This window comes from uncultured Sulfitobacter sp. (genome assembly GCF_964021855.1).
Lineage (GTDB): Bacteria > Pseudomonadota > Alphaproteobacteria > Rhodobacterales > Rhodobacteraceae > Sulfitobacter.
In genome coordinates this window covers 79,797-105,363 of sequence record NZ_CAXHZD010000004.1, presented here as the reverse complement: position 1 = coordinate 105,363, position 25,567 = coordinate 79,797, and the positions used below count along the sequence as shown (strand labels likewise).

Below are 25,567 nucleotides of genomic sequence, written 5' to 3'. Positions count from 1 at the left end.
TTTGGAAATAGAATTGTGAACCCGACCCTTAAGGCTGCGCTTTGGATGGTCGGGTCGATCAGTTCATTTTCCGCCATGGCTGTCGCGGGCCGCGAGCTTTCGGGTGTTTACGATACATTTGAGATCATGATGTACCGCTCTGCGGTGGGTGTTCTGATTGTTGTGACTTTGGCCCTTGCCACGGGCGTGTGGCGGCAGATCAACACGCGTAATCTCGGGCTTCAGATCGGGCGCAATCTGGCGCATTTTACCGGGCAAAACCTGTGGTTTTATGCGGTGACGGTGATACCGCTGGCGCAGGTTTTCGCGCTGGAATTCACCTCGCCCTTATGGGTGATCGTGCTTTCCCCGCTGATATTGGGTGAAAAACTGACCAAGATCAGAGCGTTGGCTGCCATCATGGGCTTTGTCGGTATTTTGATCGTGGCGCGGCCCACAGTTGCAGGGATCAACGCGGGTGTCATTACGGCGGCGTCATCGGCGATCTTTTTTGCCCTGACGATCATGCTGACCAAACGTTTGACCCGCACCCAGAGCATAACCACGATCCTGTTTTATCTGACCGTGACACAGCTGGTGTTTGGGTTGGTTATGGCCGGGTATGACGGCGATATTGCATTGCCTGACATGACGCATGGCCCGCTTTTGCTGGTGATCGGGATTGCCGGACTGGTGGCGCATTATTGTCTGACAAATGCGTTGTCGATTGCCCCGGCCACCGTGGTGGTGCCGATTGATTTCATCCGCCTGCCGGTGATCGCAATCATCGGGATGCTTGTTTACGCAGAGGCTTTGGACATCTGGGTATTTGTCGGGGCGGCCATTATCTTTGCCGGTAACTATATCAATCTGTGGTTTGAGACACACAAACGCGCCTAGCCTGTCAGTCGATTTAGTTGCCGCAAAGTCACCCGAGGTTGACCCTAGGTCCTCGTTGACGGAGCGTTTCCCTTACCCTTTCTAATTGTAAAACGCGTGCTCGAACCTGAGCCGTTTTTGACCTTGGGAGGGGTTACAGTAATGAAGAAGTTGATTGCAGTTGCAGTGCTGGCCGGCAGTGCAACAGGGGTTCAGGCGGGCGGGCTTGACCGATCGAACCAGGATATTGGTATTATTTTCGAAAGCGGCAACCGCTTTGAGCTGAGCTTTGGCCAAGTGTCGCCAAGCATTGATGGCACGGATGTGCGCAGTGGCGGCCAAACCACCAGCAATATCGCCAATGACTTCAACATCCTTAGCGGTGCGTTGCGCTATGAACTGTCCGATCAGTGGTCGCTGGGTTTGATTGTTGATGAACCGTTTGGGTCTGACGTTGCGTACCCCGTGATTGCGACTTCGCCCTCTTATGGTGGTACTAAGGCGACGGTAGAGACCGTGGCCCTGACCGCTGTCGCACGGTATAAATTCAACGATGCGTTCAGTGTTCATGGTGGCTTGCGCTATCAAGAGCTGAAAGCGTCGGTCACCCTAAGCGGCCAAGGATATGGCGGGCTGAGCGGCTATAGAGGTGACTTTGCCTCGGACGGGGCTGTTGGGTATGTTGTCGGGGCCGCGTTTGAAAAGCCCGAAATCGCGTTGCGGGTCGCGTTGACCTATAACTCGAAAATCTCGCACCATGTTTCCACTACTGAAACCCTTAACGGGGCTGCGGTTACGGCGGGACCAAGCGAAACACTTGTTGAAACACCTGAAGCCTTAAATCTGGAATTCCAGACGGGCGTCGCAAAAGACACCTTGGTCTTTGGCTCGGTGCGCTATGCACGCCATAGCGGCACCTATGTATCACCAACCTTTTTCAACACGCAGACAGGCGGCGGCAACCTGACCGATATCGAGGATTCGACCGATTATGAAATCGGTATCGGGCGTCGCATCAATGACCAGTGGTCGGGGTCAGTGGCTATTGGCTACCAAGACGAACAGGGCGATGATCTTGTGTCCCCCCTGTCGCCGACGGACGGCGCCACATATGTGTCGGTGGGTGCGAAATACCAAGCGACAGAGCAGTTGGATGTGTCGGTTGGTGTGCGCTATACCAAGCTGGGCGATGCCCGCGCTGCGACGAGCGGGGTAGCTCAAGCAACCTTTGCAGACAACTCAGCCGTGTCTGTGGGCGTGAAAATCGGTTACAATTTCTAATACCGCTGATCACCTGTGAAACTGGCCCGTCGCAAAACTGCGGCGGGCTTTTGCGTTTGGGGGTAATGGGGTGGCTAGTCTATCTGCAAGCCATTTGATAGTTAACGCAAAACCGTTTGATCCAAGGACGATACTGATGCTTTACCCTTCCGCTGATGCATGGCGTGCCGCGCCGCGCAAAAAGGTGCTGTTATTTGCCATGTCGGGCCTTGGGAAAACCCATCTGGCGCATCTGTTGCGCAGCAATGGCGACTGGTTTCACTATTCCATCGATTACCGCATTGGGACCCGCTATCTGGGCGAAACCATTGCCGACAACGCCAAGGCCGAAGCGATGAAGGTGCCGTTTCTGCGCGATCTGCTGCTAAGCGACAGCATTTATATCGGGTCAAACATCACCTTTGATAACCTAAGCCCCGTCGCCACATGGCTGGGCAAGCCGGGCGATCCGGCAAAAGGTGGCCTGCCCATGGCTGAGTATGCAAAGCGGCAAGAGGCGTTCAAACAGGCAGAGCTGTCGGCGTTGATGGACACTGCCCATTTTGCCGACCGTGCCCAAGCCCTGTATGATTATCCGCATTTTATTTGCGACACCGGCGGGTCGATCTGCGAATGGGTTGATCCCGATGACGATCACGATCCGCTGATGACGGCCCTGTCCGAGGAATGCCTGCTGGTCTGGATCAAGGGCGATGATGCCCATACGCAGGAGCTGATCCGTCGCTTTGACAAAGCCCCTAAACCGATGGCCTATCAGCCCGAGTTTTTGGCGCGTGTCTGGAATGAATATCTAAGCGAAAACAACTGCGAAGAAGGCGATGTTGATCCTGATGCCTTCGTGCGGTGGACCTATGCCCAAGCGCTTGCCCACCGTCAGCCGCGTTACGAGGCGATGGCACGTTGGGGGGTCACCGTAAGCGCCGATCAGGTGGCGGCATTGACCTGCGAAGAGGATTTCGTCGACCTGATCGCCAAAGCGATTGACGGCTGACCCTTGGCAGGGATGCCCGCGCGCTCTATCTACTGAACACCCCTTTCTAGACGTCTGTTTCAAGTTGGAATTCACCTATGCCGATCAAGCTCCCCTCTGACCTGCCCGCCTATGATGTGCTGACGCAGGAAGGCGTTATGGTGCTTGATGAAGGTCAGGCCGCCAAGCAGGACATCCGCCCGCTGCGCATTGCATTGCTGAACCTGATGCCGAAGAAAATTCAGACCGAAAACCAGTTTGCCCGCTTGATCGGGGCCACACCTTTGCAGATCGAACTCAGCCTGCTGCGTATGTCAGATCACCAGTCACGCAACACGGCGGCCGACCATATGGAGAGCTTTTATCGTCCTGTTTCCGAAGTTTGGGACGAAAAATTCGATGGTTTGATCATCACAGGCGCGCCGATCGAGCATATGGATTTCGAGGATGTCACCTATTGGGATGAACTGACCCGGGTGATGGACTGGACCCAAACCAACGTGCATTCGACCTTTGGCGTGTGCTGGGGTGGCATGGCCATGATTAATCATTTCCACGGCGTGAAAAAACACATTCTGGATCAAAAGGCCTTTGGCTGTTTCAGGCATACCAACTTGGTGCCATCATCGCCGTATTTGCGCGGTTTTTCAGACGATTGCGTGGTGCCTGTCAGCCGTTGGACCGAAATGCGCGCGGCGGAGGTTGAGGCCGTACCGGGCCTGAATATTCTGCTGGGCAGTTCCGAGGTTGGCCCCTGTCTGGTCGAAGACGCGGCGCACCGCGCGCTGTATATCTTTAACCACTTTGAATATGATCGCGACACGCTGAAAGACGAATATGACCGCGATGTCGAAGCGGGCGTGCCGATCAACGTGCCGGGTAATTATTATCCCAATGACGACCCGACACAGGTGCCGCTGAACCGGTGGCGCAGCCATGCGCATCTGCTGTATGGCAATTGGATCAATGAGATTTACCAGTCGACGCATTTTGATATCACCAAAATTGGCACCTAACCCATGCTGACAACTGTCCTGCTGATTGTGGGGCTGGTGGCCCTTGTCCAATGGCGCGCTTACCGTCGCGAGGCCGCAGCGAATGCGCAATATCCCCCCATTGGGGAGCTGTTGGATGTGAACGGCACGAAGGTACACGCACTGGTGCAGGGGAGCGGGCCTGATCTGGTGTTGATCCACGGCGCGTCGGGCAACATGCGTGATTTCACCTTTGACATGGTCGATGAATTGGCGCGCCGTTACCGGGTGATCCTCTTCGACCGTCCCGGCCTTGGCTGGACAGATGTGTTGCCCCAACACGCCGGGGCGTGGAACAAGCGCGCGGCCTCGCCCGCCGATCAAGCGGCGCTGTTGCAACAGGCAGCCGATCAACTGGGTGTTCATAATCCGATAGTTCTAGGTCATTCCTATGGCGGCGCGGTCGCCTTGGCTTGGGGCTTGTCGCGGCCGGATCAGACCAGCGCGCTCGTCCTTGTTTCTGCCGTGTCCGAGGAATGGCCCGGCAGCCTTGGCTGGCAATATCAGCTGACCGGATCGACCCTTGGTAGTGGTTTGTTGATCCCTGTCATCACGGGCTTTTGGCCGGAAAAACTGGTGCAGCACAGCATCGACAGTATATTCGCACCTCAGCCCAGCCCGGCGGGGTATATCAATCATATCGGTCCCGACCTTGCCCTGCGCCGCGTCTCGATGCGGGCCAATTCCCAACAGGTGAATTCGCTTTTACCACATATCAAGGACATGGTCCCACGCTACAGCACCCTGACCATGCCGGTTGAGGTGATCCACGGCACCGCAGATACGATTGTGCCGATGGATATTCACGCCAAGGTTCTGATGACGCAACTGCCCAACGCCCACCTGACCACCCTGCCCGGCATTGGCCATATGCCCCAACATGTTGAACGCCGCGCGGTTTTTGACGCGATTGACCGCGCAACCGCGCGTGCGGGTTTGCGCTAGGGGCCGGAACGCTTCATAACAAGATAACAACACCACTCAGGAGGCCGCCATGGACCTGCCATTTGACGGGGCAATCAGCGCCTATTTCGAAAATGAAGCCCCCGATTCAATCCGCAAAGAAATCAAACGCGCGGAAAAGGACGATATTTTGGGCGACAGCTATCCGCATTCCGAACGGATGGGCCGCAAAAGCTATGACAAGGAAATGGCACGTCTGCAGATCGAACTGGTGAAATTGCAATCATGGGCACGTGATACAGGCACCCGCATCGCCATGTTGTTCGAAGGACGTGACACCGCTGGCAAGGGCGGCACGATTGAACGTTTCCGTGAAAACCTGAACCCCCGCGAGGCGCATATCGTTGCCCTGCCCAAACCCACCGAAACCGAAATGGGCCAATGGTATTTCCAACGGTATATCCAACACTTACCGAGTGCAGGCAATTCGGCCTTCTTTGACCGGTCTTGGTATAACCGTGGCGTGGTTGAGCCGGTATTCGGCTTTTGCACCGACGCGCAGCGCGAACATTTCTTCTCTCAGGTGGTGCCGTTCGAGCAGATGCTCGTGGACGACGGCATCCATCTGTTCAAGTTTTGGCTGAACGTCGGCCGCGCCGAACAGCTGCGCCGTATGCTGGCGCGCGAGCGTGATCCGCTCAAGCAATGGAAGCTAAGTATGATCGACGTCAAAGGTCTGGCAAAATGGGATGCCTATAGCGCCGCGATCAGCGACACTCTGGCGCGCAGCCACAACGCTGTCACGCCATGGACGGTCATTCGGTCTGATGACAAACGCCGCGCCCGATTGCAGGCGATCCGTACCGTGTTGCACGCGTTTGACTATGCGCAAAAAGACGCACGTGCGATTGGCACTATTGACGATCAGATCTGCGGCGGACCGGATATCTGGGATGCCTAAACAAGGGTATCATCACGGCAATCTACGCCAGGCGCTGATCGATGCAGCGCTCGAGCTGATCGAACTGCGCGGCCCCACGGGCTTCACCCTTTCCGAGGCCGCCAAACAGGCGGGCGTGACCCCCGCTGCCGTTTATCGCCATTTCGAGGGGCGCGAAGACCTGATCGCCGAAGGGGCGCTGCAAGGCTATGTGATTTTCGCCGATCTGATGGAGGCGGCGTATAACTCCGGCCAACCCTCCGCCCTCAAGGCGTTCGAGGCGACCAGCCGCGCCTATCTGGCCTTTGCCCGCGCCAACCCCGGCCATTACATCGCGATGTTCGAAAGCGGAATTTCGGTGAACCGCACGCCCGAACTTGCCGCCGCAGCCAATCGGGCCAGCAATGTTCTGGAACAGGCGGCAAGCGACCTAAGCCAGCATATTCCAGTTGAAAAGCGCCCGCCTGCGTCAATGTTCTCGGCCCATATCTGGGCGTTCAGCCACGGCGTGGTCGAACTTTTCGCGCGGAATTCGCCCGGGCGGGCATCGCCCTTCCCAGCGGATGAATTGCTGGAAAGCGGCGTTGGTATTTATCTGCGCGGATTGGGTTTGGTTGACCCCGACGCCTAGGGACGCGCCCTTAGGCCGCTGCGCGCCCCACCAGTTCCGATAGAACATCCGCCGCAATTTCAAAGGATTTAACCCGCGCCGCATGGTCGTGGATCTGCCCCGTCAGGATCATTTCATCGGGTTGATAGCGCTCGATCATCTCCGCAAGCTGTGCGCGGACGCTATCTGGGCTGCCGACGGCCGTCACCCGCAAGGCCTGATCGACCGCTTGGCGCATCTGCGTGCCAACTTCGGCGTCAATATCATCGACGGGGCGCGGCAGCTTGCCAGGTCGGCCCGTCCGCAACCGGACAAAGGCCTGCTGCATCGAGGTACGCAAATACGCCCCTTGTTCATCGGTATCCGCCGCAAACACATTTGCAGCCAGCATAAAATGCGGCTTTGCCCACTGTGCCGACGGCTTGAAATCACGCCGGTAAATAGCGATCGCATCCTCCAGCGCGTCCGGCGCAAAATGCGAGGCAAACGCATAAGGCAATCCAAAATGCGCGGCCAATTGCGCGCCATAAAGCGATGATCCCAAAATCCAGATCGGCACATGGGTACCTTGGCCCGGATGCGCCTTGACCGGCGCATTGGGCTGCGCGTCGTCAAGATAGCTCATCAATTCGGCCACATCATCGGGGAACCTGTCACCCCCCTGCATCCCGCGCCGCAGCGCATGGTACACGGCCTGATCGCCCCCGGGCGCGCGGCCCAAGCCTAGATCAATCCGGTCGCCGTGGATCGTGGCCAAGGTGCCAAACTGCTCTGCAATGGCCAATGGCGCGTGGTTGGGCAACATAATCCCGCCGGCCCCGACGCGGATCGTTGACGTATGATCTGCCACGTGGCCGATCAAAACAGACGTGGCCGCCGACGCAATCCCCGGCATGTTGTGATGCTCGGCCATCCAATAGCGGTGATACCCTGCCGCCTCGGCCCGCTTTGCCAAATCAACCGTGTTTGCAATGGCTTGGCGCGCATCCGACCCTTCAGGGACGGGCGAAAGATCCAAAACAGAATAGCGCATGGGGATGTCTCCTTTAACCTTGCTGCTAATCTAAGCACGCAAGGGTCAAAACAAAACCACCCCGCCCGTTTCATTTTGCCAAATAAACTCTCCCCGAAGGGTCGGCCCGCCAAAAGCGCCAACGGAAAAAGGCCGCCCCCGGGCAGGAGCGGCCTTTTCCAAATACTCTGAAGATAAAACTTAGCGCTTGGAGAACTGGAAGCTCTTACGCGCTTTGGCCTTACCGTATTTCTTACGTTCAACAACACGGCTGTCACGGGTCAGGAAGCCTGCCGCTTTCAGCGCGCCGCGCAAGGAGGGATCATAAAGCTGCAGTGCTTTGGAAACACCGTGCTTTACCGCGCCGGCCTGACCGGACAGACCGCCACCCTTAACAGTTGCAACAACGTCAAACTGACCGTCGGTGCCTGTGATGGTGAAAGGCTGTGCCAGGATCATCTGCAGAACGGGGCGTGCAAAATATTCGTTTTGCGGCTTGCCGTTTACGATCACCTTGCCGGAACCTGGCTTGATCCAGACGCGGGCAACCGCATCTTTACGCTTACCGGTTGCATAGGCACGGCCAAGCGCGTCACGGACGGGCTCGCGTGGGGTCATTTCAACTTCGGTGCCTTGAACAGCGCCGATGTTCTCGGTTACGGCCGCTTCGAGGCCTTCGAGTGTTTTGATTTCATCAGCCATGCTTATGCACTCCGCGTGTTTTTAGGGTTCATGGATTTCACGTCCAGAACCTCGGGGCTTTGCGCCTCGTGGGGGTGTTCGGAACCGGCATAAACGCGCAGGTTTGTCATGATCTGACGGCTCAGGCGGTTGCCAGGCAACATGCGCTTAACAGCCAAAGTCACGATGCGCTCTGGGTGTGCACCCTCAAGGATTTGCGCCTTGGTGCGCTCTTTGATACCGCCGGGGTGGCCAGTGTGCCAATAGAAGTTTTCTTCGCGCTTCTTGCCGGTCATCTGGATTTTCTCAGCATTGATGACGATGACGTTGTCGCCGCAATCCATGTGAGGTGTAAAGGATGCTTTGTGCTTGCCGCGCAAACGCATGGCGATGATCGATGCAAGACGGCCAAGGACAACGCCTTCAGCGTCGACGATGATCCATTTCTTATCGATATCTGCCGGTGTTGCAGAAAAGGTTTTCATGGAGGGAATTCCCGTTAATGTGGTGAAGGGGCCCGAAACGCGAACCCCGCTATCTGATGGCTGGGTTATAAACACGCCCCATGTCGCGTCAAGCGCAGCTTTTCCGAAATAACCGTTCAAAAACAATGTCTTGAAAATTAGGTATAATAATACCCCACGAAAATCACACGCTCAACTGCTCTGGCGGGTTATCCAGAAGCTGCCGCAGCCGCAAAATCGCGGCCTCATAGCTTTGCAGCGATACTCCGGCATTCACAGCCATCCGTACCGCATGGGGCGCGCGGGCGTCCCGGCTCACGAATTCCTCGGCCGATCTGATCTGCACCCCTTGGGCTTCGGCGGCTTGGCAAAACGCCCCTGCCCGCCAGCCTTGTGGCAAGCGCAGCCAAAGATAGGGCACATTCGCCCGCCAGCTTACGTCATAGCCGCCCAGAATGTTCACAGCGCTTTGCACATAGACGTTAAATCCCTGACGGGTGTTTTCGGCCAAGGTGTCGATTTGCGGATGGGTCAGCAGTTTCGCGCAGAGGTCAATCAACGGGGTGGCAAGGCCAAAGCAATTGTATTCCGCCACGCGGCGGAGATCGGGGGTGCGCCCTTCGGGGGCGACGGCAAAACCGATCCGCAAGGCGGGGGTCAGGATTTTTGCCAGTGACGAGATATACCAACCGCGTTCGGGTGCCAGCATGCGGTAGGTTGGCGCGCGTTCGACACGCATGCGGTAACAATCATCCTCGACGATTTGAATGTCATATTTCCGCGCGACCCGCACCAATTCATTGCGCCGTGCGACGGGGGTAAAGCCGCCGGTCGGGTTGTGGACCTCTGGCGAGGTGCAAAAGATCTGCGCGTCGTGGTTTCTAGCGGCTTCCTCCATCGCCTCGGGGATCACGCCATCAGCGTCCATCGCAAGCGGGATCACATCGGCGCGCAGCAGCTCGGCAGCGCGGCGAAAGCCGGGATAGGACAGCTCTTCGATCAAAATCGCGGGCCTGCGCCCTTGCAAGATCGCCTGAAACGCAAGCAACAGCGCATGCTGCCCGCCATGTGACAGGACCACATCACTTTGATCAAAGGCCCCCATCGGTGTGCCGGTTAACCATCGCACCACAGCTTCGCGGGCCGGTTGCGCGCCGATACGGCTGGGATAATGCATAATGCCCGAGGGCGGTTCCTGCGCCACTTCGGCCAGCAGTTTGCGGATCAGACGTGCCTGCCCGCCTGACGGCAAATGTGGTGAGAACATATTAACGTTATAGTGGTCATCCAGCTTTTGCGACTGGTGGGCGATGACATCAATTTCAATCGGGCCTTCGGGTTCGGGTTTCGGCGTCTTTGATGCCACAAAGGTGCCGCGCCCGACCTCGGCCAGCAATGTGCCGCTTTCGGTCAGCATCGTATAGGCGCGCGCCACGGTGCCGGGGGTAATTTGCAAGGTCCACGCCAGATCGCGCACGGGGGGCAGTTTATCGCCCTCTTTCAGGTCGCCGGTTTCAATGCCTTGCCGAATGGCTGCAACGACAGCTTTGTACTTGGGCCCTGCCCCGTGATCCAGTGACGGCTGCCAAATTGTACCCATTACAATGTTTTCCTTTTCAAAATGTACTGCATTTTGTACCACTTTATTACGGTACACTCAGCATTGTGTCAATACAATTAGATATTAAGGAGATTCTCATGACACAGACCCTTACCCTTTCCACTGAAACAGTGGCCATCCTGAACCAGCGCGGAACGCCTGTTCTAGCTGTTATTGCGGTAAAATTCGCGGTCTGCGTCACGAAAATGGCAACACGTCGCCGTACACGTCATGCTCTAAAACAGTTAGAGGCGTGGCAGTTGGATGACGTAGGACTGACACCTAAACAGGCTCATGATGAGTCTATTCGGGTGTTCTGGAAAGCGTAACGTCCCTGTGGCGCTTGCCAGACCTCTTCACTTGGGCCGGTATATACCGGCCCTTTTTTCAATTGTACCAAAGGTGTTTTGATACATTTATTTTGGCGGAATGGCATAGGTTAGCGATGCCCGCGCCACGGGTTGTTCCATCCCATCGGAAAACACCAGCACATCACAGACTGACAGCAGTTTACCCAGCTTAAGAAGCCGTGTTTTGGCGATCAGATCGACGCCGGCCCCGGGTTTGCGCATGAAATCAATCGAACAGTTTGTTGTCACCGCCAGCGCCTTTGGCCCGATCCGCGCAAGTGTCATCAGATAGGCGCTGACATCGGCCAGCGCAAAAATCGACGGGCCTGACACCGTGCCACCGGGGCGCAGATGGCGGTCGCTGACCAACAGCCGCGTGGTCAGATCGGTCTCTCCTACGTGGTCAATAGCAAAATCATCAGCGACTTGTTTAAACACGTCTTTCATAAAAACGGCGAGCGCATCGGCATCCATCATAATCGGCATACTTGTCTTCCTTCTTATGTCGGGGCTACGCTCTGGCAAATTGATCAGGAGGGCAAGATGACAATTCTCGAAGTTGAAAGTGACGGTGCGGTAGCAAGGTTAACCATGAATGCACCCGAGCGGTTGAATGCCCTTTCGGATGAAATGCTGGCTGCGTTGCAAACCACATTGGACGAGATCGCCGAGACACCTTCGATACGGGTTGTCACCCTCGCCGGACGCGGCAAAGCGTTCTGTGCGGGCCATGACCTCAAGCAGATGACCGCCATGCGCCAGACCCAAGACGGGGGCGCTGCAGCGTTCAAGGATCTGTTCGAGCGGTGCAGCCGCGTGATGGCGCGCATCCAGTCGATGCCGCAGCCGGTGATCGCCCAAGTGCACGGGATCGCCACGGCCGCCGGATGCCAATTGGTCGCGACCTGCGACATGGCCGTCGCCGCCGAAGGCACACGGTTTGGCGTGAATGGCGTGAACATCGGCTTGTTTTGCTCGACCCCCATGGTCGCGCTTAGCCGTAACATCCCGCGCAAACACGCGTTTGAAATGCTCACGACCGGCGAATTTATCGAGGCGTCCCGCGCGCAAGAGTTGGGGCTGGTGAACCGCGTGGTGCCTGAACACGAGCTGGCCATGGAAACGCAAGCGCTGTCTGACCAGATCGCGGCCAAGTTGGGCGTGGCCGTCAAAATCGGCAAACAGGCGTTTTATAATCAGCTGCAACTGCCCACCGATCAGGCCTATGCCTATACGGGCGATGTAATGGTCGAAAACATGCTGCACCGCGATACCGAGGAAGGGATCAGCGCCTTTCTGGAAAAGCGTGATCCGGCTTGGGACCAGTAACCCCAGACTGTCGTTGGTCGCGTTTAGGTTTTGGCGAGGTTCTATTGCATAGATACCGCCCCTGCCCTACATCGGCCGTATGACACAAACACTTCATATCATCGGCGGCGGAATGGCCGGATCAGAGGCCGCTTGGCAGGCCGCGAACGCTGGCATTCAGGTCGTTCTTCACGAGATGCGGCCCAGCGTCGGCACCTTTGCCCATCAAACCGGCTTGCTCGGTGAAATGGTGTGCTCAAATTCGTTCCGTTCGGACGATAGCGAGCAAAACGCGGTGGGTCTGCTGCATTGGGAAATGCGCGCGGCCAACGGGTTGATTATGGCCACAGCCGAAAAACACCGCCTGCCTGCGGGTGGTGCGCTGGCCGTTGACCGTGATCCTTTCGCGCAATCGGTGACAGACGCGCTGATGGCGCACCCCAATATCACTGTTGAATATGGCGAGATTACCGAACTGCCCCGCGAGGGGCATTGGATCATCGCCACGGGGCCGCTGACCTCGGGCAATCTGGCGCAGGCCATCGCGGCTGAAACTGGGGCCGAGGCGCTGGCCTTTTTCGATGCTATCGCGCCAATTATCTACCACGAGAGCATCGACATGAGCAAAGCGTGGATGCAATCGCGCTATGACAAGGGCGAGACCGAGGAAGAGCGCACCGCCTACCTCAATTGCCCGATGACCAAGGATCAATACGAGGCGTTCATCGACGCCCTGCTGGCCGCCGATAAGACCGAATTTAAAGAAGGCGAAACCGCCGGCTATTTCGACGGCTGCCTGCCGATCGAGGTGATGGCAGAACGTGGCCGCGAGACCCTGCGTTTTGGCCCGATGAAGCCTGTCGGCCTGACCAACGCCAATGACCCCGAGAATAAACCCTATGCCGTGGTGCAGCTGCGCCGGGACAATAAGCTGGGCACGCTTTACAACATTGTCGGCTTCCAGACCAAGATGAAATACGGGGCCCAGACCGAAGTTTTGCGGATGATCCCCGGCCTTGAAAACGCATCCTTTGCGCGGCTTGGCGGCATTCATCGCAATACATTCCTGAACTCGCCCACGTTGCTGGACGACCAGATGCGCCTGCGCAGCCAGCCCAATATCCGGTTTGCCGGTCAGATCACCGGCGTAGAAGGCTATGTTGAAAGCGCGGCTATGGGTTTGCTGGCCGGTCGTTTGGCCGTGGCCGAGATCAAGGGCGAAGCCGCCACACCACCCCCACCGACAACGGCCACCGGCGCGTTGATCACCCATATCAGCGGCGGCGCAGAGGCGAAGACCTTCCAGCCAATGAATGTCAATTTCGGGCTGTTTCCGCCGGTTGAAGGGCTGAAATCAGGCCGCCGTGGCCGCAAAGACCGCTACAAAGCCTATACCGACCGCGCCAAGGAAGACTGGCAGGCCTGGCTGAACGGCGCGCCCGTTTCCGCGTGAGTTTCGTCACCCGATTTGCGCCGTCCCCCACGGGGCCGCTGCATCTGGGGCATGCCTATTCCGCATTGCTGGCCCATGACATGGCCCGCGCGGCGGGTGGGCAGTTTCTGCTGCGGTTCGAGGATACGGATCTGGAGCGGTCAAAACCAGAGTATGTCGAGCAGATCATCGATGATCTGACCTGGCTTGGCATCACATGGGACGCGCCACCCTTGATGCAGTCAGAACATTTTGACGTCTATAATCGAAGTGTTAAGGCGCTGATTGCGCAGGGTTTAACCTATCCCTGCCGCTGCAGCCGCAAAGATATCACCGCCGCCTTGGCTGCCCCGCAAGAAGGTGCGCCGCACGCCGTCTATCCACAGACCTGCAAGCATCGGAGCATGTCTGATCGCGGCCCCACCGACGCATTGCGTCTGCATATGGATCGCGCGATGGATGCCTTGGGCGACGAAGGGTTGTCGTTTACGGAGCTTGGTGACTTGAAGAAAGGCGTTCATGTCATTGATCGTAATGAGATAATCACGTCTGTCGGCGATATCGTGATCGGGCGGAAAGATATTCAAACCGCCGCCTATTTCCTTGCCTCTGCGTTGGACGACATCACCCAAGGGATCACCCATGTGGTGCGCGGGGTCGATCTGTTTGAATTTACGCAGGTGCAGGTGCTGTTGCTGCATTTGCTTGGGCATAAACCACCGCTTTACCATCACCACAAACTGATCCGCGATGAAAACGGCAAACGCTTGGCCAAACGTGACGATGCGCGGGCGATATCCCTCTACCGCTCCGAAGGGGCGTCGCCGCAAGATATTCGATTAATGATAGGTATTTAGCGGGCGTCGTTAATCCATCACGTCCAGTGTGATACGTTCAACACCATTATCGACCAAGGTGTAAAAGCAGTTGCGCCGCCCCGTGTGACAGGCCGCCCCGGTCTGGTTCACAACGACCAGCAGACAATCGCGGTCACAGTCGATACGGAACTCAACCAGCTCTTGCACGTGGCCGCTGGTTTCGCCCTTGATCCAGAAGGATTTCCGCGAACGGCTCCAATAGGTGACCCGCCCCGTCTCTAGCGTCTGGCGCACCGCGTCGGCATTCATCCACGCCATCATCAACACTTCGCCCGATTCCGCATCTTGGGCGATTGCGGGGATCAGCCCGGCCTCGTTATATTTCAATGTGCTTGGATCGAATTCCATGGGGACCCCCAATTTATTTTTGCATCATCTGTTTAGTGGCTTATGTAGGGTGTACGCGCAGAAAGGAACAGCCATGAGTGCCGACACGGATCTGATCAAGCTCTACTCCGCCCGTATTTTGGGCTTGGCAGCTGACATTCCGCATGTCGGGCGGTTGGATCATCCCGATGCGACGGTCACGCGGCGCTCGCCCCTGTGCGGGTCCACGGTAACGGTGGATGTGGTCGTGAAAGACGGCAAGCTTGCCGAGATGGGCCAAGACGTCAAAGCCTGTGCATTGGGTCAGGCAGCGGCGGCGGTATCTGGTGCGGCGGCGATTGGGGCCAGTTTGCCCCAGATCGAAACTGCGCGCGACCAGCTTAAGGCGATGCTAAAGGGCAAGGGCCCGGTTCCTGACGCGCCATTTGACGGGTTTGAGGTGCTAACCCCCGCCGTGGACTATAAGAACCGCCATGCGTCGATCCTGCTAACGATCGAGGCATTGGCCGAAGCCATGCAGCAAAGCCAGTCCGAAAGCGTTGCCCAGACCCGCTGATAACCCCGACAGTGGCCAAAAAAAAACGCCGCACATCCAAAGGGATGGCGGCGCAGTCACGCTTTATTTGTGCAGGCTCGTGTTGATCCGGGTGCCGAGGGGACAATCGGCGTTTTCAACCAAGGACAGGCAGTGTGGTTGAACGCATAAAGTTTGGGACAGATGCGTTTCCTAGATCAATACGACACAAAGTGCGTAGGCAGAAGTCAAACAAAAGAGGGAATGTGCAACCCGGCAACAAGGATCACAACCAAGGCGGCCATACCAACAGCATCTTGCAAAATCGTATCTTGCGACCGTTTGGCGATGGCTTTGACTGTTCTAAACGTTGTCATCTGCGTCCTCCACTCTCTGTTGCCTCTTTGTTCTCATTTATTTAACGCTGTGTAAAGAACTTTTTGAGAACATTTGCGAACAAAGGGTGTCGTAATCCGCTAACCCACTGTAATCAAACGGATCGCCTCATCCTGCCGCATGAGCCACAATAACATCCGCGCGGCCTGCCCTCGGGGGCTAGCCAGCTCGGGGTCGTCTGCCAGCAATTTGCGCGCGTCGGATTGGGCGGTTTGCATCAATGCGGCCTGACGTTCCAGATCGGCGACCCGAAAACGCGGAACACCCGATTGTGCCGTACCGATCAAATCACCGGTGCCGCGCATCTTAAGATCGGTTTCGGCGATCACGAACCCGTCCTCCGTCTCGCGCAGCACCTCCAAGCGTTGTTTGCCTGTCTCGCTTAGTGGGGATTTGTACAGCAGCAGACAGGTCGATTCCGCCTGCCCCCGCCCCACACGGCCGCGCAGCTGGTGCAACTGCGCCAAACCAAAGCTTTCGGCCCGTTCAATCACGATGATGCTGGCATTGGGCACGTCAACGCCAACCTCGATCACCGTCGTCGCCACTAGCACTTTGGTTTCGCCGTTCTGAAAAGCCCGCATCGCGGCGTCTTTTTCGGCGGGCGGCATCTGCCCGTGCACCAAGCCAACCACGCCTTCGCCCAGTGCTGCGCGCAGGCGTTTAAACCGCTCCTCGGCGGCAATCAGGTCGCTGACTTCGCTTTCTTCGACCAGCGGACAAACCCAATAGCATTGCCGCCCTTCGTTAACGGCGGCGCGCAGGCGTTCGACCACTTCGGGAATACGGTCGGTGCTGACCAAGGCTGTGCGGATCGGTTTGCGCCCGGCGGGTTTTTCATCCAAGACCGACACGTCCATATCGCCATATTGCGCCAGCGCGAGGGACCGGGGGATCGGCGTTGCCGTCATGACCAACACATCCGCCAGATGACCCTTTTGCCCCAGCTCAAGCCGTTGCCGCACGCCAAAACGGTGCTGTTCATCAACCACGGCAAGGCGCAAATCGGCAAAGCTGACATCGGCCTGAAATACGGCATGGGTGCCGACCAAAATCTGAATCGCACCATCGACCAAGGCTGCCAGCTTGGCCCGACGTTCGGCCCCTTTGTCCCTGCCGGTCAGAATTTCCAACACAACGCCCGCCTGTTCAGCAAGCGGTTGCAGCCCCTCAAGATGCTGACGCGCAAGGATTTCTGTCGGGGCCATCAACACGCCCTGCCCGCCGGATTCAACCGCCGCAAGCAGCGCCATAAAGGCGACCAATGTCTTGCCCGCGCCCACATCGCCCTGCAACAGCCGGTTCATGCGCTGCGCGCTGGCCATATCCGCGGCGATCTCTGCAATTGCACGGGTCTGCGCGCCCGTCGGTTTATAGGGCAAGGCCGCCAGAACCCGTTTCTGGAGTTCACCAGTGCCTTGGCTAGGCCTGCCCTTTTTGCGCCGTTCCTTGGCGCGGGCCAGGGCCAGCGTTAACTGATGCGCCATGAATTCATCATAGGCCAACCGTTCCCGCGCGGGGGCCGTCGCCGATAAATCGGCCATGGTTTCAGGGTCATGGGCGGCGTGGATCGCCACGTTAAAGTCGGGCCAACCGGCCTTGGCTTTCTGCGACGGATCAATCCATTCGTCAAACTCGGGCACCCGGGTCAAACTCGCGCGGGTGGCCTTGTACATCAGTTTTTGCGTGATCCCGCTGGTTAACGGATAGACAGGCTCGAACGCGGGTACCTGGTCCGCTTCATCCTCGGCCACCATAAAATCGGGGTGCACCATCTGTGCCATCCCGTCGAATAATTCGACCCTCCCAGACACAATCCGGCGCGATCCTTCGGGCAATTGGCGCTTAAGGTAATCCCCCCGCGCGTGGAAAAACACCAGTTGAAACGACGTTTGCGAATCTTCGACATGGATGCGGTACGCGCCGGTTTTATTCGCCGCGGGCCGGTGTGGGCCGACGGTGATGGCCACGGTCACCGTGTCGGGCAAAATCGCGTCTTTGATGGTCGGCCGCAATTGCCGGTCAATCCCGGAATATGGCAGTGTAAACAGCAGGTCACGCGGTGCGATAATGTTCAATTGTGCGAAATGCTGCGCCGTTTTCGGCCCGACCCCTTCAAGGGTTTCAAGCCCCGCGAACAGCGGAAAAAGGGGTTCTGGCCGGCCCGTCATAAGCCCGCAATCAGGTCAAGCCATTCGTCTTCGTCCAGTGTTTTGATCCCCAGATCAGCGGCCTTCTTTGCCTTGGAACCGGCCCCCGGACCCGCCACCAAAATATCCGTTTTAGCGCTGACCGATCCGGACACTTTCGCGCCCAAGCGTTCCGCGCGCGCTTTCGCCTCTGCGCGGCTCATTTTCTCAAGCGTGCCGGTGAACACAATCGTTTTACCCGCAACTGGCGATCCTTCGGTAGACGGGCGCTTGGTCTCTTGAATGGTTAACTCCGCCACAAGCCGGTCAATCGACGCGCGCTCTGCCTCTTGGTTAAAGCTGTTGACCAAAGATTGCGCCATCACCGCACCTACGCCATCGACACCGATCAGATCATCCCAAGCGGGCCCTTCCATCGGTGCCGCTTGGGCCATCGCGGCCTCGAACGCGTCCCAGGTGGTGTAATGCTGGGCCACAAGGTTTGACGCGGCTTCGCCCACATGGCGAATTCCAAGGGCGAAAATCAGCCGAGAGAGTGGTATCTTGCGCTTATCCTCAATCGCCTGAAACAGCTTGTCGGCGGATTTATCCCCCCAACCTTCGCGGTTTTTCAACTGCTGCATGCCGCTGCCATAACGTTCTTTCAGCGTAAAAATATCCGCAGGCTCGGCGATCCATCCGTCAGTGTAGAACTGTTCGACCTGTTTTGCGCCCAACCCATCAATGTCAAAAGCCGCACGTGACACAAAATGTTTCACCTTTTCGACAGCCTGTGCCGGACAAATCAACCCGCCGGTACAACGGCGCACGGCATCCCCTTCTTCGCGGATCGCATCGCTGCCGCATTCGGGGCATATGGTAGGAAATTCATAAGGCTCAGCATCCGCAGGGCGTTTGCTCAGGTCAGTATCTGCAATTTTAGGGATTACATCGCCCGCGCGGTACACCTGCACCCAATCGCCGATGCGGATGTCTTTACCATCCCGGATTTTGTTGCCCTTGCTGTCCAACCCTTTGATATAATCCTCGTTATGCAGCGTCGCGTTTGACACAACGACACCGCCGACCGTGACCGGTTTCAACCGCGCCACAGGTGACAAGGCACCGGTGCGACCGACCTGAATTGTGATATCTTCCAGCCGTGTCCACGCCAGTTCGGCAGGGAATTTATGCGCAATGGCCCATCGCGGCGTCGTTGAACGAAAGCCCAAACGTTCTTGCAGGGACAGATCATTGGTTTTGTAGACCACGCCATCAATGTCATAGCCAAGTGTCGCGCGCTGTTCTTCGATCATCGCGTAATGGTCGATCAGACCCTGCGGCGTTTTGCAGATTTCTGTCAGCGCATTAACCGAAAAACCAAATGCTTCCAGTTTTTTGATCGCGCCATATTGGGTGTCCGATAACGGTGCCGACAAAGCACCCCAAGCATATGCAAAGAATTTCAGCGGGCGCGATCGGGTAATCTCAGAATCCAACTGACGCAGTGACCCCGCCGCCGCATTGCGCGGATTGGCAAAGGGTTTGCCGCCGTTGGCCAGTTGGCGTTCGTTCAGCGCCTCAAAATCGGCGTGGCTCATATATACTTCGCCGCGTACCTCAAGCAGATCGGGTGCACCGTCCAGCTTTTGGGGAATGTTGTCGACGGTCTTGGCATTGGCCGTCACATTTTCGCCGACGGCCCCATCGCCTCGCGTGGCCGCCTGTACCAAAACCCCATTTTCATAGCGAAGCGATAAAGACAGGCCATCGATCTTTGGCTCCGCCGTGTATTCAAGCTCGGCTTCTTGTGACAGACCCAGATACTTTCGAATCCGCGCATCGAAATCGATCACGTCCTCATCATCGAAGGCGTTGGACAGCGACAGCATCGCAACCGCATGGGTGACCTTGGAAAACCCCTCGGACGGTACGGCCCCGACCTGCTCGCTGGGGCTGTCGGGACGCTTGAGCGACGGAAACCGTTCCTCGATTTGCGCATTACGCAGCTTGAGCCGGTCATATTCCGCGTCACTGATCCGGGGCGCGTCCTCGCCGTGATAATCCAGGTTGGCATGGCTTAGGATAGCGGCCAGCGCTTCCAACTCAGCCTGTGCTTGGGTTTCCGTCAGGTCTTGAACGGCGATATCTGAATTCAAAGCACTGCCCCAGTTTACTGTCACTACTGGTGCATAAATACGCAGGCATCTTTGGCAGGTCTAGCAGATATCGCGCTCAGAGGATTAAAGCCCGACAGCCATCTTTTCTTGGCCCGACATCGCATCCGGTTCCGGATCGCGCAAAACATAACCACGGCCCCACACGGTTTCGATATAGTTTTCACCACCCGTGGCGACGCTTAGCTTTTTACGCAGTTTACAGATAAAGACGTCGATAATCTTCAGCTCGGGCTCGTCCATGCCGCCATATAAGTGGTTCAGGAACATTTCTTTGGTCAATGTCGTGCCTTTGCGCAGGCTTAGAAGTTCGAACATCTGGTATTCTTTGCCCGTCAGATGCACCGTTTTCTGGTCCACCGTCACCGTTTTGGCATCCAGATTAACCGAAATTTTTCCCGTGTTGATGACAGATTGCGAATGCCCCTTGGACCGCCGGATAATCGCGTGAATGCGGGCGACCAGTTCTTCGCGGTGAAACGGCTTTGTCAGATAATCGTCGGCACCAAAACCAAATCCCTTGATCTTGCTTTCGGTATCGTCGGACCCCGAAAGGATAAGGATCGGCGTTTCAATCCGGCTCAGCCGCAGCTGGCGCAGCACCTCGTGCCCGTTCATATCCGGCAAATCCAGATCCAGCAGGATAAGATCGTAATCATACAGCTTTGCCAGATCGATCCCTTCCTCCCCCAAATCTGTTGCATAGGTGTTCAAATTGGCGTGGGTCAGCATCATTTCGATGCTTTTCGAGGTTGTAGGATCGTCTTCTACCAGCAATACGCGCATTCGGTTTCTCCGCTACTTCAATCTTTGCTCTACCAAAGCATACCGTGGACAAAAACAATTAATCACACGTTAATGGCATATCATTTGCAACAGAACAACCTAAGGTTGCCTGTATTTCTGCAAGGCCGTTGTACGCAAGGCAGCCTCCCCATGTTCTGACACAGCACGAACCCATTCAAGGAACTCGTCTTCACTGATGTTATATCTCTCAAATACATCAGATTGGCTAATCAATCCATAGACTACACCACGCACCACCGCTGCTTTGCGGGATGCAACCCATCTGCAGGTCGCCCTATCGGGTAAATCTGCATGGCTGAACGTTGTTCCGTCCGGCAATGTGACCGCCCTCGGCCCGTCGACTTTCTTTAAATACATACCATCTACCACCATTCACCAATCCTAGTCATAAAAGCGATTGTTAAACGGCAGCCTTAAAGACATATGAAGTGCCCCCTTGAGAATACAGCGCATTTTCTTATATATCGCATCAAACCTCCCGGAGAATTGTCATGCCACTCGATCGCACACCGCCGTTGAACTCATTGGGCTTTGCAAAAGCCCCGGCCGATACGCGTGTCGTCGTCGCCATGTCCGGGGGTGTCGACAGTTCAGTCGTCGCCGCCATGCTGGCCGAAGAAGGCTATGATGTCGTCGGCGTCACCCTGCAGCTTTACGACCACGGTGCGGCCCTGGCGAAAAAGGGCGCATGCTGTGCAGGGATCGACATTCACGACGCGCGCCGCGTGGCCGAGGACATGGGCTTTCCCCACTATGTGCTCGACTATGAAAACGTGTTCAAAGACGCGGTGATCGACGAATTCGCTGACAGCTATCTGGGCGGCGCGACGCCGGTTCCGTGCATTCGCTGCAACGAACGGGTGAAATTCAAAGACTTGCTTGAAACCGCCAAGGATCTGGATGCTGATTGCATGGCGACAGGCCACTATATCCAACGCAAAATGGGCGAAAACGGTGCCGAACTGCACTGCGCCGCCGATGCAAACCGCGACCAAAGCTATTTCCTGTTCTCGACCACCAAAGAACAGCTCGACTATCTGCGTTTCCCCTTGGGGCACTTGCCCTCCAAGAACGATACGCGCGCGCTGGCGGAAAAATACGGGCTGAGCGTTGCGGATAAACCCGACAGCCAAGACATCTGTTTTGTGCCCAATGGTGATTACGCCGCCGTCATCCGCAAACTACGCCCCGAGGCCGCAAACCCCGGTGATATCGTCGACTCAGACGGCAATGTTCTGGCCCGCCACGATGGAGTCATTAACTATACCATCGGGCAACGTCGCGGGCTTGGCATTGGTGGCCTCGCCGATCCGCTCTATGTGGTCCGTCTTGATGCAGACAAGGCCCAAGTCGTCGTCGGCCCGAAATCCATGCTCGCCACACGCACGGTCCCCCTGCGCGAGATTAACTGGCTTGGCGACACCCCGTTGATGTCGAAATCCGAATGGCCAATCGCCGTCAAAGTACGCTCAACCCGCCCGCCGATCGACGCAATCCTGCGCCCGATCAGCGACACCACAGCCGAGGTTGAATTGCTGGTGCCCGAGGAAGGCGTTTCCCCCGGCCAAGCCTGCGTCTTCTATGATACCGAAAGCTCGCGCATCTTTGGCGGCGGATGGATCCACAAAGGCTAAACTATTTCCAAATGGACTAAAATCCCGGGGAGTTTGAGGGGCGGCGCCCCTCATGCGTCGCTTGAAACCAGTCCCATACGGCCCAAAACGGCCCGTGCAGCGCGCAAACCGGGGGCTTCGCCACCCTGCCCCAACCGCGCCATCGTCAGCGCCATGGCGGCCTTCTGTGCATCCGGTGCCTCAAAGACATCCCTTAATCCGCCTGCAATCCGGTCCGGCGTACAGTCGGGACCCAGAAACTCTGGCACCACACGGGTGTCAGATACCAAGTTCACCAAGGTCACCGTGTCAATCAACGCCATCGCCCTGATCAAGCGAAAGCTGAGCCAATGCATCCGATAGGCAATGACCATCGGCGTCGCGGCGGCCGCTAATTCCAACGAAACCGTGCCGGATGCCGCCAGCGAAAGGTCTGCCGCCCGAAATGCTGCCAGCTTGCGCGTTTGCGCGTCCTCTCGGCTTAGCCCGCGTGGATCAAGGATGACGGGCGCGACCGCCCAATCCTGACAGGCCTCCACCACTGCATCCGCAACGGGGCCCGCCGCAGGGATAACGACACGCAAATCCGGCACGGTTTTGGCAAACTGCGCCACGGCATCGCCGAACACACCCGCCAGCTTGGCTACCTCTGACCGCCGCGACCCGGGCAAAACCATCAACAGCGGCGCGTCGCCAATCCCCGCCTCTGCACGAAACGCCTGCGCTTCGCCCTGCGTCGCGACGGGTTCGGCCACCACGGGATGCCCCACAAAATCACAATCCATCCCTTCGGCCTGCATCAGAGGGGGCTCGAACGGGAACAGCGCCAGCACATGATCGATATAGCGGGCCATCTTTTTTGCCCGACCGGGGCGCCATGCCCAGACCGTGGGGGCCACATAATGGACCGTGCGAATATCCGACTTTGCCTTGACCCGCTTGGCCACGCGCAGCGAAAAATCGGGGCTGTCGATGGTGATCATCACGTCGGGCTGCGCGGCAATCACGGCCTCGGCAGTCTCGTTGATCCGGGCCATCAAGGCGCGGTATTTCGGCAAAATCTCGGCGATGCCCATGACCGACAGTTCCGACATGTCGAACCGGCTTTGCAGCCCTTCTGCGATCATGTCGCTACCGCCGATCCCCTCAAATGTCACATCAGGGCGCAGGGATTTCAACCCCGCCATCAGCGCACCACCCAAGCGATCCCCCGAAGGTTCGCCCGCGATGATAAACACCTTCATTCCGGTGCCCGCGCCCAAAGGACCAGCCCCAAATCATCCGCAAGGGCCACGCAGCGTTCAGGCTCTAGGACAATCACGCCGCCGGCTGCGATCACGACACCGGCAAGGCCCGCTTTATGGGCAGCCTCAAGCGTCGCGGGGCCAATGGTGGGCATGTCGATCAGGCGGCTTTGGCCGGGTTTCGGCCCTTTGAACAGGATGGCGCGGGAGGTTTTCACCCGCTCGGGCAAGGTGGCCAGAAGATGATCGGTGCCGCCGATGGCTTCGATCCCAAAGACCTGACCACCACCAACAACGCAGCATTGTCCGATGTCCAAAGGCGCAAGGGTCGCAACCACTTGGGCTGCGCGTGCGGCGTCTTGTTCCATCGCGGCGTCAGGGGTTTGCGCACCCAGCACACCAGCCTTTGCCAAAAGATCAGGGGCCAAATCATGGGCTGCGATGACGGTCATGCCAGCCTGCTCGAATATCTCGATCAACACCCGCAGGGCACCGTCGTCCCCTGCCGCCAAAGCCTTTTGAAACAGCGGCACCAGCGGCATGGTATCAGCGTCCAGCTTTGACGGGTCAAAACGCGGGCGCGGTACGCTGCCACAGAAGCAGACGCCGGAAACGCCCTTTTCTTTCAACGCCTTAATCAAGCTGCCAAGGGTTTCCAGCCGGAAGGTCAGCGACGGATTCACCCCTTCGACGGGCACATCGTCATAGGCACAAACCAGCGGTGCTTCCGCCTGCGTATCTGCCACCCGTTGGGGCAGTCCGCCGCCCCCCGCGATCAGCGCCAGCATCAGCCCGGCGTCAGGAAATGACGGCCCGTGTCGGCCATAACGAAATCGACGATCTCGCGCACATAGTCGCTTTCGGTTTCGCCACCCAAGCGCTGCGCGCGGTCGTGGAACGTGCCCTCGCCCTGCGCCAGCATCTGGAACGCGGCGCGCAATGCGGTGATGTCACTGCGTGCAACGCCGCGCCGTTTCAACCCGACGAGGTTCAAGCCGTCCAAGGCACCGCGTGGGGCCTGCACCAGCCCGTATGGGATCACATCATTGGTCACCATGGTCACGGCCCCGATGATGGCCCCGTGGCCGATGCGCACGAATTGGTGAATGCCCGCAAGCCCACCGATGATCACGTCATCATCAATGATACAGTGGCCCGCAACGGCGCTGCTGTTGGCCATGATCACCCGGTCGCCCAGAATGGCATCATGCGCCACGTGGCAGCCCGCCATAAACAAACCGTCATCGCCGATCTTGGTCAGCCCGCCGCCGCCTTCGGTGCCGCAGTTCATGGTCACATGTTCACGGATGCGGTTGCGCTTGCCAATCACCAGACGGCTGGCCTCGCCCTTGAACTTCAAATCTTGGGGAATCTCACCGATCACGGCGAACTGAAAGATCACCGTGCCCTCGCCGACCTCGGTCTGGCCGGTGACGATGGCGTGGGATTTCAGGACCACATCCGCATGCAGCACGACCTGAGGGCCAACGACGCAGAACGGGCCGACGGTGGCCGACGGATCAATCTGCGCGCCCTCTTCGATAACTGCACTGGGGTGAATATGGCCCATCAGGACATGTCCATCATGGCGGTGAATTCGACCTCGGCGGCCATTTCACCTTCGACGCTGGCCACACCGCCAAAGCGCCAGACCTTGCCACCGGGCTTGCCGCGCAGGGTTTTCAGCTCCATCCGCAGAACGTCACCGGGGATGACCTTGCGGCGGAATTTGCATTTGTCGATGGCCATGAAATAGACCTTCATTTCCTTATCCGCCATCTCAAGCGTCACACCGACCATCACAGCCGCGGTTTGGGCCATCGCTTCGACGATTGTGACACCGGGCATGATCGGCATGCCGGGGAAATGCCCCTGAAAATGCGGTTCGTTCATGGTCACGTTTTTCAGGCCCACAGCGCTGTCGGTACCTTGGATATCAACCACCTTATCAACCAGTAAAAACGGGTAACGGTGGGGAATGATCCGTTGGATCATCTGGATGTCAGCGCTTGGCAGGGTGTCAGTCATTGCGGGTCCTG

28 protein-coding genes are annotated in these 25,567 nt (G+C 57.5%); 13 read left to right on the top strand and 15 right to left on the bottom strand.

Features of this window, described 5'->3' with window-relative positions:
• Positions 1–15 precede the first annotated feature (15 nt).
• The 7 genes from AADJ11_RS13905 (at position 16) to AADJ11_RS13875 (ending at position 6,617) form a co-directional block, all read left to right on the top strand.
• Positions 16–879: a DMT family transporter gene (locus tag AADJ11_RS13905; protein ID WP_341235122.1), complete on the top strand. Its 864-nt coding sequence runs from the start codon at positions 16–18 to the stop codon at positions 877–879.
• Positions 880–1,020: 141 nt separating this feature from the next.
• On the top strand, positions 1,021–2,139 hold the full coding sequence (locus AADJ11_RS13900) for an outer membrane protein transport protein (RefSeq protein WP_341235121.1): 1,119 nt from the start codon (positions 1,021–1,023) through the stop codon (positions 2,137–2,139).
• Positions 2,140–2,275: 136 nt separating this feature from the next.
• Positions 2,276–3,130 (top strand): ATPase, encoded by an 855-nt coding sequence (locus tag AADJ11_RS13895; RefSeq protein ID WP_341235120.1) that lies wholly within the window; start codon positions 2,276–2,278, stop codon positions 3,128–3,130.
• A gap of 77 nt (positions 3,131–3,207) precedes the next feature.
• Positions 3,208–4,125, top strand: coding sequence for a homoserine O-succinyltransferase (gene metA, locus AADJ11_RS13890; RefSeq protein ID WP_341235119.1), 918 nt, complete (start codon positions 3,208–3,210; stop codon positions 4,123–4,125).
• 3 nt (positions 4,126–4,128) lie between these two features.
• Positions 4,129–5,088, top strand: a complete 960-nt coding sequence (locus tag AADJ11_RS13885) for an alpha/beta hydrolase (RefSeq protein ID WP_341235118.1) — start codon at positions 4,129–4,131, stop codon at positions 5,086–5,088.
• Positions 5,089–5,137: 49 nt separating this feature from the next.
• Complete coding sequence (gene ppk2, locus AADJ11_RS13880) at positions 5,138–6,007, top strand: polyphosphate kinase 2 (RefSeq protein ID WP_341235117.1); 870 nt, start codon at positions 5,138–5,140, stop codon at positions 6,005–6,007.
• A complete protein-coding gene (locus AADJ11_RS13875) occupies positions 6,000–6,617 on the top strand; it encodes a TetR/AcrR family transcriptional regulator (protein ID WP_341235116.1) in 618 nt (205 codons plus the stop codon). The genes ppk2 and AADJ11_RS13875 overlap by 8 nt, the downstream gene beginning before the upstream one ends.
• Before the next feature lie 10 nt (positions 6,618–6,627).
• Here the strand turns inward: AADJ11_RS13875 and AADJ11_RS13870 are convergent, their stop codons facing one another.
• The 4 genes from AADJ11_RS13870 to AADJ11_RS13855 form a co-directional block, all read right to left on the bottom strand.
• Positions 6,628–7,629 (bottom strand): LLM class flavin-dependent oxidoreductase, encoded by a 1,002-nt coding sequence (locus tag AADJ11_RS13870; protein WP_341235115.1) that lies wholly within the window; start codon positions 7,627–7,629, stop codon positions 6,628–6,630.
• Between the two features lie 180 nt (positions 7,630–7,809).
• On the bottom strand, positions 7,810–8,310 hold the full coding sequence (rpsI, locus tag AADJ11_RS13865) for a 30S ribosomal protein S9 (protein ID WP_341235114.1): 501 nt from the start codon (positions 8,308–8,310) through the stop codon (positions 7,810–7,812).
• Positions 8,311–8,312: 2 nt separating this feature from the next.
• Complete coding sequence (gene rplM / locus AADJ11_RS13860; RefSeq protein WP_341235113.1) at positions 8,313–8,774, bottom strand: 50S ribosomal protein L13; 462 nt, start codon at positions 8,772–8,774, stop codon at positions 8,313–8,315.
• Positions 8,775–8,937: 163 nt separating this feature from the next.
• Entirely contained in the window at positions 8,938–10,353 is a 1,416-nt protein-coding gene (locus tag AADJ11_RS13855) for a PLP-dependent aminotransferase family protein (RefSeq protein WP_341235112.1), read from the bottom strand.
• A 98-nt stretch (positions 10,354–10,451) separates the two neighbouring features.
• Here AADJ11_RS13855 and AADJ11_RS13850 point away from each other — a divergent pair, with 98 nt between their 5' ends.
• Positions 10,452–10,682, top strand: coding sequence for a DUF1127 domain-containing protein (locus tag AADJ11_RS13850; protein WP_341235111.1), 231 nt, complete (start codon positions 10,452–10,454; stop codon positions 10,680–10,682).
• Between the two features lie 87 nt (positions 10,683–10,769).
• Here AADJ11_RS13850 and AADJ11_RS13845 read toward each other — a convergent pair whose 3' ends face one another.
• Positions 10,770–11,189, bottom strand: coding sequence for a PaaI family thioesterase (locus tag AADJ11_RS13845; RefSeq protein WP_341235110.1), 420 nt, complete (start codon positions 11,187–11,189; stop codon positions 10,770–10,772).
• Positions 11,190–11,246: 57 nt separating this feature from the next.
• On the opposite strand from AADJ11_RS13845, the gene AADJ11_RS13840 reads away from it, so the two are divergent.
• The 3 genes from AADJ11_RS13840 to gluQRS all read left to right on the top strand — a co-directional run bounded on the left by AADJ11_RS13840 (position 11,247) and on the right by gluQRS (position 14,300).
• Positions 11,247–12,032, top strand: coding sequence for an enoyl-CoA hydratase (locus AADJ11_RS13840; RefSeq protein ID WP_341235109.1), 786 nt, complete (start codon positions 11,247–11,249; stop codon positions 12,030–12,032).
• 79 nt (positions 12,033–12,111) lie between these two features.
• Positions 12,112–13,464, top strand: coding sequence for a methylenetetrahydrofolate--tRNA-(uracil(54)-C(5))-methyltransferase (FADH(2)-oxidizing) TrmFO (gene trmFO / locus AADJ11_RS13835; protein WP_341235108.1), 1,353 nt, complete (start codon positions 12,112–12,114; stop codon positions 13,462–13,464).
• Positions 13,461–14,300, top strand: coding sequence for a tRNA glutamyl-Q(34) synthetase GluQRS (gene gluQRS / locus AADJ11_RS13830; protein ID WP_341235107.1), 840 nt, complete (start codon positions 13,461–13,463; stop codon positions 14,298–14,300). Before trmFO ends, gluQRS begins: the two co-directional genes overlap by 4 nt.
• Before the next feature lie 9 nt (positions 14,301–14,309).
• Here gluQRS and hisI read toward each other — a convergent pair whose 3' ends face one another.
• A complete protein-coding gene (gene hisI / locus AADJ11_RS13825; protein WP_341235106.1) occupies positions 14,310–14,669 on the bottom strand; it encodes a phosphoribosyl-AMP cyclohydrolase in 360 nt (119 codons plus the stop codon).
• Between the two features lie 73 nt (positions 14,670–14,742).
• Between hisI and AADJ11_RS13820 the strand changes: the two genes are divergently transcribed.
• Positions 14,743–15,204 (top strand): iron-sulfur cluster assembly scaffold protein, encoded by a 462-nt coding sequence (locus AADJ11_RS13820; protein ID WP_341235105.1) that lies wholly within the window; start codon positions 14,743–14,745, stop codon positions 15,202–15,204.
• A 206-nt stretch (positions 15,205–15,410) separates the two neighbouring features.
• Here AADJ11_RS13820 and AADJ11_RS13815 read toward each other — a convergent pair whose 3' ends face one another.
• The 5 genes from AADJ11_RS13815 to AADJ11_RS13795 form a co-directional block, all read right to left on the bottom strand.
• The gene (locus AADJ11_RS13815) at positions 15,411–15,539 is read right to left on the bottom strand and encodes a hypothetical protein (RefSeq protein WP_257884172.1); all 129 of its coding nucleotides are present in this window, start codon (positions 15,537–15,539) and stop codon (positions 15,411–15,413) included.
• Positions 15,540–15,638: 99 nt separating this feature from the next.
• The gene (gene recG, locus AADJ11_RS13810; RefSeq protein WP_341235104.1) at positions 15,639–17,729 is read right to left on the bottom strand and encodes an ATP-dependent DNA helicase RecG; all 2,091 of its coding nucleotides are present in this window, start codon (positions 17,727–17,729) and stop codon (positions 15,639–15,641) included.
• Positions 17,726–19,846 (bottom strand): NAD-dependent DNA ligase LigA, encoded by a 2,121-nt coding sequence (gene ligA / locus AADJ11_RS13805; protein WP_341235103.1) that lies wholly within the window; start codon positions 19,844–19,846, stop codon positions 17,726–17,728. The genes recG and ligA overlap by 4 nt, the downstream gene beginning before the upstream one ends.
• 84 nt (positions 19,847–19,930) lie before the next feature.
• Positions 19,931–20,650, bottom strand: a complete 720-nt coding sequence (locus tag AADJ11_RS13800; protein ID WP_341235102.1) for a response regulator transcription factor — start codon at positions 20,648–20,650, stop codon at positions 19,931–19,933.
• Between the two features lie 99 nt (positions 20,651–20,749).
• Positions 20,750–21,028 (bottom strand): DUF1153 domain-containing protein, encoded by a 279-nt coding sequence (locus AADJ11_RS13795; RefSeq protein ID WP_341235518.1) that lies wholly within the window; start codon positions 21,026–21,028, stop codon positions 20,750–20,752.
• A 134-nt stretch (positions 21,029–21,162) separates the two neighbouring features.
• Between AADJ11_RS13795 and mnmA the strand changes: the two genes are divergently transcribed.
• Complete coding sequence (gene mnmA / locus AADJ11_RS13790; RefSeq protein WP_341235101.1) at positions 21,163–22,305, top strand: tRNA 2-thiouridine(34) synthase MnmA; 1,143 nt, start codon at positions 21,163–21,165, stop codon at positions 22,303–22,305.
• Between the two features lie 50 nt (positions 22,306–22,355).
• Here the strand turns inward: mnmA and lpxB are convergent, their stop codons facing one another.
• The 4 genes from lpxB to fabZ are packed head-to-tail and all read right to left on the bottom strand — an operon-like array spanning position 22,356 to position 25,556.
• Entirely contained in the window at positions 22,356–23,528 is a 1,173-nt protein-coding gene (gene lpxB / locus AADJ11_RS13785) for a lipid-A-disaccharide synthase (RefSeq protein WP_341235100.1), read from the bottom strand.
• Entirely contained in the window at positions 23,525–24,316 is a 792-nt protein-coding gene (gene lpxI, locus AADJ11_RS13780; protein WP_341235099.1) for a UDP-2,3-diacylglucosamine diphosphatase LpxI, read from the bottom strand. Before lpxI ends, lpxB begins: the two co-directional genes overlap by 4 nt.
• Entirely contained in the window at positions 24,316–25,098 is a 783-nt protein-coding gene (gene lpxA / locus AADJ11_RS13775) for an acyl-ACP--UDP-N-acetylglucosamine O-acyltransferase (RefSeq protein ID WP_341235098.1), read from the bottom strand. Before lpxA ends, lpxI begins: the two co-directional genes overlap by 1 nt.
• Positions 25,098–25,556: a 3-hydroxyacyl-ACP dehydratase FabZ gene (gene fabZ / locus AADJ11_RS13770; protein WP_341235097.1), complete on the bottom strand. Its 459-nt coding sequence runs from the start codon at positions 25,554–25,556 to the stop codon at positions 25,098–25,100. The genes lpxA and fabZ overlap by 1 nt, the downstream gene beginning before the upstream one ends.
• Between the last annotated feature and the right edge of the window lie 11 nt (positions 25,557–25,567).